Here is a 15758-nt window from a genome sequence, read left to right as displayed (position 1 = left end):
CCTCTCACACCCCCTCGAGGAGGCGGTTATGGCGATCCCTGCCATTCCCCAGAGGTTGACCGCGCCCGCTCCGGGCTGGACGGTCGAGGCCGACGTGGTCGTGGTGGGCTCCGGCATCGCCGGGCTGACCCTGGCTCTTCGGTATGCCGATCTGGACCCCGAGGCGAAGGTCCTGGTCGTCACCAAGGACGTGCTGTCGTCGGGGTCCACCCGCTGGGCGCAGGGCGGGATCGCCGCCGTGCTCGACCCGCAGGACACCCCCGCCGAGCACCTGTCCGACACGCTCATCGCGGGGGTCGGCCTCTGCGACGAGGAGGCCGTCCGGGTCCTGGTGACCGAAGGGCCCGCCGCGCTGCGCGGGCTGATCGCGGCGGGCGCCCGGTTCGACACCGACGACTCGGGCGAGCTCCAGCTCACCCGGGAGGGCGGTCACCGGCGCAACCGCATCGTGCACGCGGGGGGCGACGCCACCGGGGCGGAGGTGCAGCGGGCGCTCGTCCAGGCCGTTCAGGGGTCGGCGATCGAGGTGATCGAGCACGCCCTCGTCCTCGACCTCCTCAAGGACGCCGCCGGCCGGGCCGCGGGGGTCACCCTGCACGTCATGGGCGAGGGCGAGCGCGACGGCGTGGGGGCGGTCAGGGCCGCGGCCGTGGTGCTCGCCACCGGCGGCATGGGCCAGGTCTACGCCGCCACCACCAACCCCGTCGTCTCCACCGGAGACGGGGTGGCGCTGGCGCTGCGCGCCGGCGCCGTCGTCAGGGACCTGGAGTTCGTCCAGTTCCATCCGACCGTGCTCTGGCTCGGCGACGACTCCACCGGCCAGCAGCCGCTGATCTCCGAGGCGGTCCGCGGGGAGGGCGCGGTCCTGATCGACGCGGACGGCGTCCGCTTCATGAAGGACGTCCACGAGCTCGCCGACCTCGCGCCCCGCGACATCGTGGCCAAGGCGATCATGAGGCGGATGCGTGAGACCGGCGCCGACCACATGTACCTCGACGCCCGCCACTTCGGCGAGGAGAAGTGGCGCACCCGCTTCCCGACGATTCACGCGGTCTGCCGGGAACACGGCATCGACCCGGTCACCCAGCCCATCCCGATCGCCCCGGCCGCCCACTACGCCAGCGGCGGCGTCCGTGCCGACCTGCACGGCCGTACCAGCGTGCCGGGCCTGTACGCCTGCGGCGAGGTGGCCTGCACCGGTGTGCACGGCGCCAACCGGCTGGCCTCGAACTCGCTGCTCGAAGGCCTGGTCTTCGCCGAGCGGATCGCCGCCGACATCCACGGGCGGCGGAGGGACGGATCCGAGGGCTCCGGCGAGCCGGCGGCCGACGATCGGCCCGGCGGACTGATCGACCCCAGGGCCAGGCCCAGGATCCAGGGGCACATGAGCCGGGGCGCGAGCGTGCTGCGCAGCCAGGAATCGCTGACCGAGGTCGCCAAGGCCCTGGTGAGCACCCGGTGGACCCCGGTCGCGGTGGAGCCGTGCACCGAGTCCTGGGAGGCGACCAACCTGCTGACGGTCGCATCGGCACTGGTGGCGGCCGCCCGCAATCGCGAGGAGACCCGCGGGTCGCACTGGCGCGAGGACTTCCCCGAACGAAACGATGCCTGGTGGCTGGGCCACCTCGACGTGACCCTGACCACGGAGGGAATGACCATGACGTACGTGCCGCACGGACAGCGCGCGACCACGCTGCCGCCCCAGGTGGAGACGGAGCTGGTCGAGGCGGGCCTCGATCCGGCCGTGGTGACGGCGGTCCTCCAGGCCGCCGCGGACGAGGACGTCCAGGCCCCCGGCGACGTCACCAGCCTCGCCACCATCCCGGCCGACCAGACCGACACCGCCGACGTGGTGGCTCGCGCGGACGGGGTGGTCGCCGGGCTCGCCGTCGCCGAGGGCGCCTTCTCCCACCTCAGCCGGGGGCGGCTCACGGCCGAACGTCGGGTCAAGGACGGCGAGCGCGTCACGAAGGGCGACGTGCTGATGACCGTCACCGGTCCCACACGGGATCTGCTGACCGCCGAGCGGACCGCGCTCAACCTGCTCACTCACCTGTCCGGCATCGCGACGCTCACCCAGCGCTGGGTCCAGGCCGTGGAGGGGACGGGCGCCCGGATCAGGGACAGCCGCAAGACGCTGCCCGGGCTGCGGGCCCTGGAGAAGTACGCCGTCCGGTGCGGCGGCGGGGTCAATCACCGCATGTCGCTTTCGGACGCCGCGCTGATCAAGGACAATCACGTGGTGGCCGCGGGTGGGGTAGTCGAGGCGTTCCGGGCGGTGCGGGACGCCTACCCCGGCCTGCCGATCGAGGTCGAGGTCGACCGGATCGACCAGATCGAGCCGGTGCTCGCCGAGGGCGCCGAGGAGATCCTGCTGGACAATTTCACCGTGGACGAGCTGGCGCTCGCCGTACGCCTGGTGGACGGCAGGGCACGGTTGGAGTCCAGCGGAGGATTGATCCTGGAATCGGCTCGCGATGTGGCCGAAACAGGTGTTGACTACCTTGCCGTGGGCGCGCTCACCCACTCGGCGCCGGCTCTGGACATCGCATTGGACCTTCGGGGGAATTGATGCTGCTCGCCATCGACGTCGGCAACACGCACACCGTTCTCGGCCTGTTCGAGGGCGAGGAGGTCATCGAGCACTGGCGGATCGCCACCGACGCCCGGCGCACGGCCGACGAGATAGCCGTCGTGCTGCAGGGGCTGCTCGCACAGTCGCCGCTGCTCAAAGGCGCCGACGTCGATGGCATCGCCCTGTGCTCCACGGTGCCGTCGGTGCTCAACGAGATGCGAGAGATGTGCCGCCGCTACTACGGCGACGTCACCGCGGTGATCGTCGAGCCCGGCATCCGCACCGGGGTGCCGGTCAGGATGGACAACCCGAAGGAGGTCGGCAGCGACCGGATCGTCAACGCGCTGGCGGCCATCCAGCTGTACGGCGGGCCCTGCATCATCGTCGACTTCGGCACCGCGACCTCCTTCGACGCGGTCTCCGCCAAGGGCGAGTACGTCGGCGCGGTGACCGCCCCCGGCATCGAGATCTCGGTGGACGCGCTGGCCGCGGCAGGGGCGCAACTGCACAAGGTGGAGCTGATCCGACCCCGCTCGGTGATCGCCAAGAACACGGTCGAGGCGCTCCAGGCGGGCATAATCTACGGCTTCGCCGGTCAGGTGGACGGGATCGTCGAGCGCATGGCGGCCGAGCTGGCCGAGGAGCCGGACGACGTCACCGTCGTCGCCACCGGCAGCGCGGCGGCGCTCGTGGTCGGCGAGGCGCGCTCGATCGACGTGCACGAGCCGTGGCTCACGCTGATCGGTCTTCGGTTGATCTATCACCGCAACACCGCTTAGCACGGACATCGGTAACCTTGCCCTGTGACCGATGAAGTGACGAACCCAGCCGAGGATCTGCCCGAGCAGATGCGCGTGCGCCGGGAGAAGCTCGACCGCCTCCGCTCCGAGGGCGTCGACCCCTACCCGGTGAATTTCCCACGTACCGCGACCAACGCCGAGATCCGTGAAAAATACGTCGATCTCCTGGCTGACACCGCGACCGGCGACAAAGTGGGCGTCGCTGGACGGATCATGCTGTCCCGGACCGGCGGCAAGCTCTGCTTCGCCACCATCCGCGACGGCTCCGGCGATCTCCAGGTCATGATCTCCCTGGACAAGGTGGGCGACGACTCCCTGGCGGCGTGGAAGCGCGACGTCGACCTCGGTGACCACGTCGGCATCGAGGGCGAGGTCATCACCTCCCGCCGGGGCGAGCTGTCCATCCTCGCCGACCGCTGGACGATCACTTCCAAGTGCCTGCGCCCGCTGCCGGAAAAGCATGCCGGGCTCACCGACCCCGAGGCGCGGGTCCGCCAGCGCTACGTGGACCTCGTCGTCAACGACGAGGCGCGGAAGATGGTCTACACCCGCAGCGCCGTCGTGCGGGCGATCCGCGACTTCTGGCACGGCGAGGGCTACCTCGAGGTCGAGACGCCGATGCTGCAGCCGATCCACGGCGGCGCGACGGCACGGCCGTTCAAGACCCACATCAACGCCTACAACATGGAGCTCTACCTCCGCATCGCGATCGAGCTCTATCTCAAGCGGCTCGTGGTGGGCGGCATCGAGAAGGTCTTCGAGATCAACCGCAACTTCCGCAACGAGGGCGCGGACGCCACCCACAACCCCGAGTTCACGATGATGGAGGCCTACGGCACCTATCTCGACTACAACGGCATAGCCGACCTGACCCAGCGGATGATCCAGAGCGCGGTCGTGGCCGCGCTGGGTCACTCCGTGGTGACCTACGAAGGTCAGGAGGTCGATCTGGGCCTGCCGGAGTGGCCGAGGATCACCGTCTACGGGTCGGTCTCGCAGGCGCTGGGTGAGGAGATCACCACCGAGACGCCGCTGGAGCAGGTCCGCAAGCACGCCGACGCGCACGACGTCCACTGGGACCCCAAGTGGGGCCAGGGCAAGCTCGTGCAGGAGATCTTCGAGGCGCTCGTCGAGCACACCCTCATCCAGCCCACGTTCGTCATGGACTACCCGCTGGAGACCTCCCCGCTGGCCCGCCAGCACCGCGACAACCCGCTGCTGACCGAGAAGTGGGACCTGATCGGGTTCGGCACCGAGCTCGGCACCGGTTACTCGGAGCTGAGCGACCCGATCGAGCAGCGCCGCCGTCTCACCGAGCAGTCGCTGCTCGCCGCGGGCGGCGACCCGGAGGCCATGCAGCTCGACGAGGACTTCCTGACCGCCCTGGAGTACGCCATGCCGCCCACCGGTGGCGTGGGGGTCGGCGTGGACCGCCTCGTGATGGCCTTCACCGGCAAGAACATTCGCGAGACGATCCTGTTCCCGCTGGTCAAGCCAGCAGGCTGAACCCGCCGGAGTGACCGCCCGGGACGGGACCCCTCTCCCGCGGCGGCACCGGATCTCTCACGGCGGCACCGGATCGGCCGAGGGCCCTTCCGGTGTCGCCTTCCGGCGCGCCCGCCGCCGGACTCTTCGGCACGCCTCCCGGCGGGCCCGCTCCCGGGCCGCCCGGAGGGATCGCCCCGGGGGTGTGGCGCAGGCCCGTCGTCAGCCAGCGCAGCGCCTCGGCGAACAGCTCGGACGGCACCGCGGCGCGGTCGGCGCGGCGTTGCGTGACGAGTCCTTCGAAGAGCCCGATGATCGCGGTGGCCACGGCGGCCGGATCGTGCGCCGCGCAGTGCGGATCCACCAGACGGGCGACGGCCGTACGGGAAGTCCGCCAGCGGGCGGCCAGGCGGTCGGTCAATTCCGGCCGGCTCAGCGCATAGCGCAGAAACTCCATTTCCAGCGTGCCCCGCATCGCGTGGTGATCGGCCACTTCGGTCAGATACTCGCCGAAAGCGGCAAAAACGCCCTCGTCTTCCTCCCATTCGGGGGTGATTTCCTCCACGCCGTCAAGGTGGCGGGTGGCGTGCTCGTCGAAGAGCGTCAGGAAGAGCTCGTCTTTTCCGGTGAAATGTGAGTAGACGGCGCCGACCGTGTGGCCGGCCCTGGTGGCGATCTCATCGACCGAGGCCCCGGCGAAACCTTGTTCTGCGAAGACTTCCGCCGCCGCGGCCAGCAGGCGTCTGCGGGTGCGCGCCTTGGCTTGGCTGCGACTTAACCGCAAAGGCACCGACATATCATGAGTACTTCACGTAGCGACCGCTATGTCAATAGCGCTCGGCATCTCTATGAAGAGGGGAACTTGACGACCTTTGAACGAGGCGTTTACCGTTCCTGACGGGCGGCATTGATTCCAACTTACTCACGCCTGAGTTCCAGTGCGGGGGGAGCGACTGTAGTGGCATATCCAGAAGTGGATTCCCGTCGCGACGACAGCCTCCTGGGCATGGGCGAGATCGGTCTCAGTGACGAAGATCTCGTGCTCCTGGCAGAGCTTGCCAAGGGCGTCACCGTGGACCGGGTGGGGCGTCGGCTCGACATCAGCGGCCGGACCGTCCGCCGCAGGCTCCGTGGGATCTGCGACCGCATCGGCGTCGCCACGGCGATCGAAGCCGTGGCCTGGGCCGCCCGCCGCCGCCTGATCTGATTCTCAGCCTGGCCTGAGCCGCCCGCCTGATCTGATTCTCGGTCGTGGCCCGGGTCGCCCGCTTGGCCCGGCCTTCGGTCGTGGCCCGGGTCGCCCGCCTGGCCCGGCCTTCGGCCGTGGCCTGGATCATGCGTCTGGCCTCGGCCACCCGATCCGGTCGCCGTCCGGTCGTCGGCCGTCCGGTCCGGGTCCTGTCCGCCGCGGACCGCAAGCGGGCCGCGGCGTTTCAGACTCGTCTCAGTCCGCGACCCGCACACCGCCGGCGAAGGGCCGGTTGTCGATCGTGGTGATGTGGATGACATCACCGGTCTGGGGCGCGTGGACCATCATGCCCGCACCGATGTAGATCCCGACGTGGTGCAGGTCGTTGTAGAAGAAGACCAGGTCTCCCGGGCGCAGCTCGTCTCTGGAGACATGGGTGCCGGCCGTCCACTGGTCGCCGGTGTAGTGCGGCAGGCTGATGCCGACCTTCTGGTAGGCCCACATGACCAGGCCGGAGCAGTCGAAGGAGTTGGGGCCCTCGGCACCCCAGACATACGGCCTCAGCTGCTGGGTGAGCGCCCAGCGGGCGGCCTCGGCGGCCTTTCCGCTGCCGACGATCGGCACGCTGATCTTCACTCGGCTGCCGATGGTGGTCTTGGACCGGCTGCGCACCTCGCTGAACAGGTTGCTCTCGACCTTGCCGATCAGCCGCTCGATCCTGGTGCGCTTGGTGCCGAGCTCGCTCAGGAGATCCTTGACCTCGGTGGTGCGGGCCTTGGCACTGGCCTGAGCCCGTTCGGCGGCCTGGATCGCTCGGGCGACCTGGGCGACCTCCTCGCTCTGCTGCTGCTGGAGGGCGTAGCTCGTGGTGGCCTGGTCGAGGAAGGAGTCGGGATCGCTCGACTGGGTGAAGGCGAGGGCGGAGCCCAGGCCGCCCGACATGTAGGTGCTCTGCGCGAGGAGGGTGGCCTTGGTGCGCCGGGACGCCAGCTCCGACTCGCTGACGGCGAGGGTCTTCTTGGCGCTCTCGGCGGCCCGCTGCGCCTGCTTGAGCTTGACCCGCTCGCCGTTGTACTGCTCGGTGAGCGTCTCGATCTCGGTGTGCAGCTTCTCGACCTGCTTGGCGAGCTCTTTGAGGTTGGGCTGCGGATCGGCGGTGGCCGCGACCAGTGGGGTGCCGAGGGTCAGAGAGGCGAAGGCCAATCCGATGACCGCCATCCGGCAGGTGAGTCCACGCGATGCGTGTTCTTGATGACGGGTATGTCTACCCGCGCGCTTACCCCCACGGTTGCGCGTGCGCTTCACCAACAGGCTCCTCTCTCGGCCGCCTACCGGGTTAGCTGACGGGTTCGGGCCGGAGGCAGCCCTACCGAGGACGCCGGTGGCCTCTCGGATTCACCCCAGGGGACTAATGGGTGGGTCCCCGGTTCCCCGGGTCCGGGGATTCGGCGGGTCAGCTTTTTACCATCGCTGACATCGAGCACGGACATTAGTGCAATTGGAGGTTCATGCTCAACCAGAACCACAAACTCGGTAGAGCTTTCACAACTGAAATGTCACGGAGAGGTCACACCTCTTCATGATCAACATGTGCATCACGCTGGTTCTACGTACTTTCCGTGTTCGTGGAGCGAGGGTCTTCGCAGCTCTCGGGCCCGGTGAAATACGGGCCTCGCCCGACCGGCGGCGCTCCCGCCGCACCGTGATGATCGGACTACCAAGGGTCATCTGGTGAGCACGGGTCGCGAGTTAAGGATGAGCCGTAATCCGTCGGCGACGAGGACGTACGCTGATCGGTCATGGAGCAGGTTGCTGAGCATTTCCCCGTGCCGGCCGTACGCGACACCGGGGTCGCGGAGCCGGGACCGGGAGCCGGGAGTGAAGGCGTGGACGCGCAGCGGGATTCGCGGGACCGGCCGGGAGCCGGGGCGGACGTGGCCGCGGTCGCGGTGCGCCGCGCCCGGACTCCGGACGTGCGTGCCATCCGGCGGCTCGTCGACACCTACGGAGGAGCCGGGCCCCGTCTCCTGGAGAAGGCCACGGTCACCCTGTACGAGGACATCCAGGAGTTCTGGGTGGCCGAACAGGCGGGCGTCGTCGTGGGCTGCGGGGCGCTCCACGTGCTCTGGGAGGACCTCGCCGAGATCCGCACCGTCGCCGTCGATCCCGGCTGCCGCGGGCTGGGCATCGGCCACCGGATCGTCTCCGAGCTCATCCGCACCGCCGGTGAGCTCGGGCTGCGCCGGGTCTTCTGTCTGACCTTCGAGGTCGGCTTCTTCGCCAGGCACGGGTTCCGGGAGATCCAGGGCACGCCCGTCTCGCCGGAGGTATACGCCGAACTTCTCGCCTCATATGACGAGGGCGTCGCGGAGTTCCTCGACCTGGAGCACGTCAAGCCGAACACCTTGGGAAACACCCGGATGCTGCTCCACCTCGCCCGTGATCACGAATGATGTGGCGTCGATGGCCATCGACCGGAAAGATGACTGTTGATACCTATGTCGATACCTTGTGCTGCAGCAAGCATGTGAGTCTCACATATGCCACATGCCAGTCGAAGTGAGGTGACGCGGTGAGCACCGGACAGCCGCCGTATCAGGATGATCCCGACCGCGATCGCACACCGTCGGGGCAGCCGGAGTACGGACAGCACAATGCGGGTCGAGCATCCGCTGAGCATGACCCTGACGTGACAATTGTGGGATATCGATCGGAGGCCTCACAGCCGCACACCGGTCCGGGGCAGACCATGCCCGGTTACGGGCAGCCGAGCACCGGCGCCTACGGCCAGCCGGACTACGGCCAGCAGGCCGCCCAGCCGGGCTACGGGCAGCAGGGCCAGCAGGGCCAGCAGGGCTACGGTCAGCAGCCGGGCACCGGCCCCTATGGCCAGCAGCCGAGCACCGGCGCCTACGGCCAGCCGGACTACGGCCAACAGGGCCAGCAGGGCTACGGCCAGCAGGCCGCCCAGCCGGGCTACGGTCAGCAGGCCTCTCAGGAGCAGTCCCCCTACGGCCAGCAGGCCTCCCAGCCGGGCTATGGCCAGCAGGCCGCCCAGCCCGGTTACGGCCAGCAGGGCCAGCAGGGCTACGGCCAGCAGCCGGGCACCGGCCCCTACGGCCAGCCGGACTACGGCCAGCAGGCCGCCCAGCCGGGCTACGGTCAGCAGGCCTCTCAGGAGCAGTCCCCCTACGGCCAGCAGGCCTCTCAGGAGCAGTCTCCCTACGGTCAGCAGGCCTCCCAGCCGGGCTATGGCCAGCAGGCCGCCCAGCCCGGTTACGGCCAGCAGGGCCAGCAGGGCTACGGCCAGCAGCCGGGCACCGGCCCCTACGGCCAGCCGGACTACGGCCAGCAGGCCGCCCAGCCGGGCTACGGGCAGCAGCAGGCCTACGGGCAGCAGCCCGCCTACGGTCAGCAACCCGCCTACGGCCAGCAGCCGGGCACCGGCCCCTACGGCCAGCAGGCCTACGGCCAGGCGTACGCCCCGCAGGGGGTGACACCTCCCGGTGCCCCGGCCCCCCTGGCGGAGTGGTGGCAGCGGCTGGTGGCCCGCCTGATCGACGGAGTCATCCTGGGGATCCCGACGGGGATCATCAGCTTCGTGCTGACCCTGGCTCTCGTCACCCAGGGCGGGTTCGACATGGCCACGGGTGTCTACACCCCGCCCAGCTTCGTCCTCGCCGGCATCCTCACCGGCGTGATCACCGGGGCGATCTACTTCGCCTACGAGTTCTTCATGATCAGCAGGGGCGGCCAGACCGTCGGCAAGATGGTCATGGGCATCAAGATCGTTCCGGTCGGGGGCGCCCTGACGGCCGGAGGCCTTTCCTCGAACGTCGCACTCAAGCGCGCCGGCGTGCTTTTCGGGCCGTATGTCCTGACGGGAATTCCCTTCCTTAAGTATGTCGTCTACATATTCGTCTTCCTGAACGTGGCATGGCTGCTGTGGGACAAGCCTCTGCAGCAGGCTCTGCACGACAAGGTCGCCGGGACGGTCGTCGTCAAGACCAAGTAGTTCCCTGAATATCGGGGCCGGCGGTTCATCCCGCCGGCCCCGATTTCATGCCCGGACGAGAAAACCGGCCCCGTAACGGGGTTCGGCCGGGACGCGATGGAAGCGCAAACCCGTGCGGCCGCCGGAGGGGCGTTATGACCGTCTTCCCGCGCCGCCGTCCGAGGGGCCCTATGGGCGGCAATGGGCGGTCACTTGCCGCCTGGAAGTTCCCGTGCCGGCGGCCGAATGGCGCAGGCGTCCGACAACTGGCGGCGCCGGCGGTCCGGCCTTCGCGGAGCTCTCCGCCCGATTCTCTCCTTCGCCTTCTCCGTGGCCTTCAGGGCCTTCACGCAGGCCGCCAAGGCCTTCTTGCCGATCCATGGACGGCTTCCGCGGCGTTGCCGTGGTTGTTGACCCGGCCGATCCCGTTTGGTGGTTATACGGGCTACGACTATGTCCCGCATGCCGTATGGGGACGTAGTCTTGGGAAGAAAGCGATGAAGCTCCGCCTTCTTCCGTACGATGGCGTTGCGTCATGAGCCGTCGGCCCGATGAAGTCGGCGGCTCCCCATCCAGGTGTTCTCATCATGGCCGGCATTCCGCGGCGAACCCTGCGGCGATGGTCTCCGGCTTCACGGCGGGTCCGTTCGCCCCGTCCACAAGCCCCTCGAACAGGGGTTTTGCGGCAGGCCGTCGAGCGCTCCCGTGGTCAAGGACCCGTGTCGGCATTGGTTTTCCGGCAAAGTTGATCATCATGTGATCGCCCTGTCGGTTTTTCCGCACGGCTTTACGGAGTGCAACCGGTAAGACGGCTGGAGAGAAGCATTAAGGTAGTGAACGGCCGGCATGGTCGCCCCAGTGACACGTCCTGCTCGTCGGTGACGCTATGGTCATGTGTGGGCGGATCAGGCGCGCCCGAGCGAGCCTCCGACGTGGCCCGGTATGCCGCCGCCAAAAATTCCATGGTCCCCAGAAAGTCACCCCCCGGTGCGGAGCGAGGACGAATGAGCGACGTATTGTCCGCGTTGATACCTCCAGTGGTCGTCGGCGGGGCCTTCATCTACGGAGTGGTCAAGCTTCTTCGCAGTGAAGCCGCCGGTCGCCGGCCGGCAAAACAGCGGGATCAAGCTGAGTCGCGGAACAGCTGATCCACTCACGGTCTGGGTTCCCGGCGAGAATCGCCGGGCTCCTGGAATTGCCGCTCTCCGATTGCGGGTATATGTTTAGCTAGCGAATGAAACAATACTCCGCGAAAGGATTGCGTAGATGGCCAAGCAGATCCAGGAGATTCTCATCGACGACCTCGATGGGGGCGAGGCCAATGAGACTGTCGCCTTCGCGATTGACGGCACCAGCTATGAGATTGACCTGAGTGACGTAAACGCGAAGAAGCTCCGCGACTCCCTGTCGCCTTTCGTGCAGAGCGCCCGCCGTTCCGGCGCGCTGGCCCCTCGCCGCCGCCGTGCAGGTGGCACCCGGGCACTGACGCGGGAGAAGAGCGCCGACATCCGGGCATGGGCGAAGTCGCACGGCCTTAATGTCAGCGAGCGCGGTCGAATCGCCTCCAAGATCGTCGAGCAGTACGAAGCGGCTCACTAGATCGTTGAATCATGCGGTTATGGCGGCCACGGTGGGGTCCGGTGGCGGCCATGACCGCATGACGCGTTTGAGTGGCCGATAAACGTCGTTCGCTTGCGGCGTATCGGGAACATCCCACCCCCCGTAAGTAGTTGGATGGAGGGTGAACGCCCTGCTCTCTGGGAACGTCTTCTGGATAGAGCGGTCACCGGGTCGGGGCTACCATGCGGGATGACAGGGCCCGGATATACCGGACCTGCCTGACCGCTCTGTGAGGAGCGACGAGATGTTCGAGAGGTTCACCGACCGCGCACGGCGGGTTGTCGTCCTGGCCCAAGAAGAGGCCCGGATGCTCAACCACAACTACATCGGTACGGAGCACATCCTTCTTGGTCTGATCCACGAAGGTGAAGGCGTTGCCGCCAAGGCTCTGGAGAGCCTCGGCATCAGTCTTGAAGGTGTGCGTCAGCAGGTCGAGGAGATCATCGGCCAGGGACAGTCTGCGCCGTCGGGGCACATTCCCTTCACCCCGCGCGCGAAGAAGGTCCTTGAGCTGTCGCTCCGCGAGGCCTTGCAGCTGGGTCACAACTACATCGGCACCGAGCACATCCTGCTCGGCCTCATCCGTGAGGGCGAGGGTGTCGCCGCACAGGTGCTGGTGAAGCTGGGCGCGGATCTCAACCGCGTGCGCCAGCAGGTCATCCAGTTGCTCCATGGTTATCAGGGCAAGGAGCCGGCCGCCGCGGGCGGTCCGCAGGAGGCCGCGCCGTCGACCTCCCTTGTGCTGGACCAGTTCGGCCGCAACCTGACACAGGCCGCCCGCGAGGGCAAGCTCGACCCGGTCATCGGTCGTGAGAAAGAGATCGAGCGGGTCATGCAGGTCCTCTCCCGGAGGACCAAGAACAACCCTGTCCTGGTGGGCGAGCCCGGCGTCGGCAAGACCGCCGTCGTCGAGGGCCTGTCCCAGAAGATCGTCAAGGGCGAGGTCCCGGAGACGCTCAAGGACAAGCAGCTCTACACCCTCGACCTGGGCGCACTGGTGGCGGGCTCCCGCTACCGCGGTGACTTCGAGGAGCGCCTGAAGAAGGTCCTCAAGGAGATCCGCACCCGCGGCGACATCATCCTGTTCATCGACGAGCTCCACACGCTCGTCGGCGCGGGTGCCGCCGAGGGCGCGATCGACGCCGCCAGCATCCTCAAGCCGATGCTGGCCCGCGGTGAGCTGCAGACCATCGGCGCCACCACCCTCGACGAATACCGCAAGCACCTGGAGAAGGACGCCGCGCTCGAGCGCCGCTTCCAGCCGATCCAGGTGGCCGAGCCCAGCCTCAGCCACACGATCGAGATCCTCAAGGGCCTGCGCGACCGTTACGAGGCGCACCACCGCGTCTCCATCACCGACGGCGCCCTCGTGGCCGCCGCGCAGCTCGCCGACCGCTACATCAGCGACCGGTTCCTGCCGGACAAGGCGATCGACCTCATCGACGAGGCCGGCTCTCGCATGCGCATCCGCCGCATGACCGCGCCGCCGGACCTGCGCGAGTATGACGAGAAGATCGCCAACGTGCGGCGCGACAAGGAGTCCGCGATCGACGCGCAGGACTTCGAGAAGGCCGCCGCGCTGCGCGATCAGGAGAAGCAGCTCCAGCTCAAGCGCGAGCGCCGCGAGAAGGAGTGGAAGGCCGGCGACATGGACGTCGTCGCCGAGGTCACCGAGGAGCTCATCGCCGAGGTCCTCGCCACGGCCACCGGCATCCCGGTCTTCAAGCTCACCGAGGAGGAGTCCCAGCGACTGCTCCGCATGGAGGACGAGCTGCACAAGCGGATCATCGGCCAGGACGACGCCATCAAGGGTCTGTCCCGCTCGATCCGCCGCACGCGCGCCGGTCTGAAGGACCCGCGCCGTCCGGGTGGCTCGTTCATCTTCGCCGGTCCGTCCGGTGTCGGTAAGACCGAGCTGTCCAAGGCGCTGGCCGAGTTCCTGTTCGGGGACGAGGACGCGCTGATCATGCTGGACATGTCCGAGTTCATGGAGAAGCACACCGTCTCCCGGCTGTTCGGATCTCCTCCCGGCTACGTCGGGTACGAGGAGGGTGGCCAGCTCACCGAGAAGGTGCGGCGCAAGCCGTTCTCCGTGGTCCTCTTCGACGAGATCGAAAAGGCCCACCCGGACATCTTCAACTCGCTGCTGCAGATCCTGGAAGACGGTCGCCTGACCGACGCCCAGGGCCGCGTGGTGGACTTCAAGAACACCGTCATCATCATGACGACCAACCTCGGCACCCGGGACATCTCCAAGGGCATCGGGGTGGGCTTCGCGAAGTCCAACGACACCGAGTCGAACTACGACCGGATGAAGTCCAAGGTCCAGGAGGAGCTCAAGCAGCACTTCAGGCCCGAGTTCCTCAACCGTGTCGACGACATCGTGGTCTTCCACCAGCTCACGCCGAAGGAGATCATCAAGATCGTGGACCTGATGCTGGCGCAGGTCGCCGAGCGTCTGAAGGACCGCGACATGGGTCTGGAGGTCACGCAGGAGGCCAAGCAGCTGCTGGCCGACCGTGGCTACGACCCGGTGATGGGCGCCCGTCCGCTCCGCCGTACGATCCAGCGCGAGCTGGAGGACTCTCTGTCGGAGAAGATCCTGTACGGCGAGCTCCGCCCCGGCCAGATCGTCAAGATCAAGGTCGAGGGTGAGGGCGACAACGCGAAGTTCGTCTTCACCGGCGAGGCAGCGCCGGCCGACCAGGTTCCGGACTCGGCGGCCGCCATCGCGGAGCCGATCCAGAACTAGTACACGGGTAAAGCAGACCCCGTCGTGAGGAGATTCACGACGGGGTCTGCTTATTTGTTACCCAATAAGGTATACCGCCACCAGAGGTAGTACTACACTCCGTAGAGTGAATCCGGCCTAGTCTCACTCGAGTGATCCACAAGCTTCGCTCGTTACGGTGAGCCGGCCCCGAGATCAGCCCAGCGACGTACCGAGGAATCCACTCCGGGAGTGACGCGGAGAGCGGTGCGCGCACGGGATGCTCGGCGGACGGGCCGAGTTCCCGGCAGGGAAGGGCCTGTTGACCTATGACGCCGACAACCACGGCATGGGCAATCGAGCTCACTTACACGGAGCATGCCTGGGAGGCATCGGATGCGTTTGCGACACGAGGACGGGACACTCGTTCACCTGTCCTACAACGCGGGCGTCCATCCCGCTGAGGACCTGGAGAACCTGATCGCGCACCTGACCCGGTACGCGGTCCCGGTGCGCAAGCGTCTCGGAGTGGAGCGGATGGGGGTGGGCCTGTGGCTCTCCCCGAGTGTCGCCGACCATCTCACCGCCGACCGGATCGAGCTGGTGCGCCTGCGCCGCTCCCTTGAGGAGCGCGGCCTGGAGGTCGTCAGCCTCAACGGCACCGGCGGACGCAATCAGGACGCTCCCGGCCCCGACTGGGCCAAGCCCGAGCGCTACCGCTACACGATGGCGCTGGCCAAGATCCTCGCCTTCCTGCTGCCGGAGGACGTCCGTTTCGGGAGCATCTCCACCATCCCCATCGGCTGGCGCCGTGACTGGCCGGCCGACCTGCACACGATCGCCTCGCGCCGGCTGGAGCGCCTGTCCCGGGAGTTGCGCGGCCTCTACAGCGTCACCGGCAAGACGATCAGGGTCGGTTTCGAGCCGTGGCCCGGCTGCGTGCTGGAGACCACCAAGCAGGCGATGGAACGGGTCTGCGACATCGACTCCGACCACCTCGGAGTCTGCCTGGACGCCTGCCACCTCGCGGGCGGCGCCGAGGAGCCCGGAGCCGCCCTGCGCGGCCTGGCGGCGGCCGGTGCCCCCGTGGTGAAGCTCGGACACGTCCACAACCACGTGAGCGAAGCCTGCCAGGAGCTGCCGAGCACCCGCTCGGTCCTGGAGGACACCCTCACCGCCATGCTCTCCGGCGCGGTGAACGGCACCGCCCACATCGAGGTCGAGACCCACGACCTGGCCGTGCCGCTGCGGACCAAGGGTCCCGGCGCCCTGGTCAGCCTGCTGGCCGAGGAGCTCGACTGGGCCCGCACCAACCTCACCGCGCTCGGCCTGCGCCTGGCCGCCTGAGCGGTCTGAGCCTGGTGGCCCGGCCGGTCTGAACCCGG

The 15758-nt window shown here is 68.0% G+C and carries 11 protein-coding genes and 1 riboswitch; of the genes, 9 read left to right on the top strand and 2 right to left on the bottom strand.

Annotated features, from left to right (window positions below; translation table 11 throughout):
* Positions 1 to 28 precede the first annotated feature (28 nt).
* The 3 genes from ACQPYK_RS47030 to lysX all read left to right on the top strand — a co-directional run bounded on the left by ACQPYK_RS47030 (position 29) and on the right by lysX (position 4881).
* Positions 29 to 2572 (top strand): L-aspartate oxidase, encoded by a 2544-nt coding sequence (locus ACQPYK_RS47030; RefSeq protein WP_433247440.1) that lies wholly within the window; start codon positions 29 to 31, stop codon positions 2570 to 2572.
* Positions 2572 to 3354 carry a type III pantothenate kinase gene (locus ACQPYK_RS47025; RefSeq protein WP_433247437.1) on the top strand — a complete coding sequence of 261 codons (783 nt, stop codon included), beginning with the start codon at positions 2572 to 2574 and terminating at the stop codon, positions 3352 to 3354. The genes ACQPYK_RS47030 and ACQPYK_RS47025 overlap by 1 nt, the downstream gene beginning before the upstream one ends.
* A gap of 69 nt (positions 3355 to 3423) precedes the next feature.
* Positions 3424 to 4881, top strand: a complete 1458-nt coding sequence (gene lysX / locus ACQPYK_RS47020) for a bifunctional lysylphosphatidylglycerol synthetase/lysine--tRNA ligase LysX (protein WP_433259119.1) — start codon at positions 3424 to 3426, stop codon at positions 4879 to 4881.
* Here lysX and ACQPYK_RS47015 read toward each other — a convergent pair.
* On the bottom strand, positions 4865 to 5650 hold the full coding sequence (locus ACQPYK_RS47015) for a TetR/AcrR family transcriptional regulator (protein WP_433247435.1): 786 nt from the start codon (positions 5648 to 5650) through the stop codon (positions 4865 to 4867). The two genes, lysX and ACQPYK_RS47015, sit on opposite strands and share 17 nt — an antisense overlap.
* A gap of 216 nt (positions 5651 to 5866) precedes the next feature.
* Here ACQPYK_RS47015 and ACQPYK_RS47010 point away from each other — a divergent pair, with 216 nt between their 5' ends.
* A complete protein-coding gene (locus ACQPYK_RS47010) occupies positions 5867 to 6067 on the top strand; it encodes a LuxR C-terminal-related transcriptional regulator (protein ID WP_031157992.1) in 201 nt (66 codons plus the stop codon).
* 237 nt (positions 6068 to 6304) lie between these two features.
* On the opposite strand, the gene ACQPYK_RS47005 is transcribed toward ACQPYK_RS47010, so the two are convergent.
* Entirely contained in the window at positions 6305 to 7267 is a 963-nt protein-coding gene (locus ACQPYK_RS47005) for an NlpC/P60 family protein (RefSeq protein ID WP_433247431.1), read from the bottom strand.
* Between the two features lie 92 nt (positions 7268 to 7359).
* Positions 7360 to 7510, bottom strand: a riboswitch (cyclic di-AMP (ydaO/yuaA leader).
* A gap of 338 nt (positions 7511 to 7848) precedes the next feature.
* On the opposite strand from ACQPYK_RS47005, the gene ACQPYK_RS47000 reads away from it, so the two are divergent.
* The 5 genes from ACQPYK_RS47000 to ACQPYK_RS46980 all read left to right on the top strand — a co-directional run bounded on the left by ACQPYK_RS47000 (position 7849) and on the right by ACQPYK_RS46980 (position 15720).
* Entirely contained in the window at positions 7849 to 8502 is a 654-nt protein-coding gene (locus ACQPYK_RS47000; RefSeq protein ID WP_433247429.1) for an amino-acid N-acetyltransferase, read from the top strand.
* A 236-nt stretch (positions 8503 to 8738) separates the two neighbouring features.
* The gene (locus ACQPYK_RS46995; RefSeq protein WP_433247426.1) at positions 8739 to 10064 is read left to right on the top strand and encodes an RDD family protein; all 1326 of its coding nucleotides are present in this window, start codon (positions 8739 to 8741) and stop codon (positions 10062 to 10064) included.
* A 1245-nt stretch (positions 10065 to 11309) separates the two neighbouring features.
* On the top strand, positions 11310 to 11642 hold the full coding sequence (locus ACQPYK_RS46990) for a histone-like nucleoid-structuring protein Lsr2 (RefSeq protein ID WP_184724583.1): 333 nt from the start codon (positions 11310 to 11312) through the stop codon (positions 11640 to 11642).
* A 265-nt stretch (positions 11643 to 11907) separates the two neighbouring features.
* Entirely contained in the window at positions 11908 to 14415 is a 2508-nt protein-coding gene (locus tag ACQPYK_RS46985) for an ATP-dependent Clp protease ATP-binding subunit (protein ID WP_433247423.1), read from the top strand.
* A gap of 354 nt (positions 14416 to 14769) precedes the next feature.
* Positions 14770 to 15720: a TIM barrel protein gene (locus ACQPYK_RS46980; RefSeq protein WP_433247420.1), complete on the top strand. Its 951-nt coding sequence runs from the start codon at positions 14770 to 14772 to the stop codon at positions 15718 to 15720.
* Positions 15721 to 15758 lie beyond the last annotated feature (38 nt).

Origin of the sequence: Streptosporangium sp. CA-135522 (assembly GCF_050949235.1) — a bacterium.
Taxonomy (GTDB): domain Bacteria; phylum Actinomycetota; class Actinomycetes; order Streptosporangiales; family Streptosporangiaceae; genus Streptosporangium.
The sequence above is the reverse complement of the archived record's forward strand: the minus strand, read 5'-3'. Positions and strand labels throughout refer to the sequence as shown.

What these genes read in the sequence shown, in the direction of transcription:
- ACQPYK_RS47030 (WP_433247440.1), top strand. Translation starts at nt 29, where the DNA reads ATGGCGATCCCTGCCATTCCCCAGAGGTTGACCGCGCCCGCTCCGGGC.
- ACQPYK_RS47025 (WP_433247437.1), top strand. Translation starts at nt 2,572, where the DNA reads ATGCTGCTCGCCATCGACGTCGGCAACACGCACACCGTTCTCGGCCTG.
- lysX (WP_433259119.1), top strand. Translation starts at nt 3,424, where the DNA reads ATGCGCGTGCGCCGGGAGAAGCTCGACCGCCTCCGCTCCGAGGGCGTC.
- ACQPYK_RS47010 (WP_031157992.1), top strand. Translation starts at nt 5,867, where the DNA reads ATGGGCGAGATCGGTCTCAGTGACGAAGATCTCGTGCTCCTGGCAGAG.
- ACQPYK_RS47005 (WP_433247431.1), bottom strand. Translation starts at nt 7,267, where the DNA reads ATGGCGGTCATCGGATTGGCCTTCGCCTCTCTGACCCTCGGCACCCCA.
- ACQPYK_RS47000 (WP_433247429.1), top strand. Translation starts at nt 7,849, where the DNA reads ATGGAGCAGGTTGCTGAGCATTTCCCCGTGCCGGCCGTACGCGACACC.
- ACQPYK_RS46990 (WP_184724583.1), top strand. Translation starts at nt 11,310, where the DNA reads ATGGCCAAGCAGATCCAGGAGATTCTCATCGACGACCTCGATGGGGGC.
- ACQPYK_RS46985 (WP_433247423.1), top strand. Translation starts at nt 11,908, where the DNA reads ATGTTCGAGAGGTTCACCGACCGCGCACGGCGGGTTGTCGTCCTGGCC.
- ACQPYK_RS46980 (WP_433247420.1), top strand. Translation starts at nt 14,770, where the DNA reads ATGCGTTTGCGACACGAGGACGGGACACTCGTTCACCTGTCCTACAAC.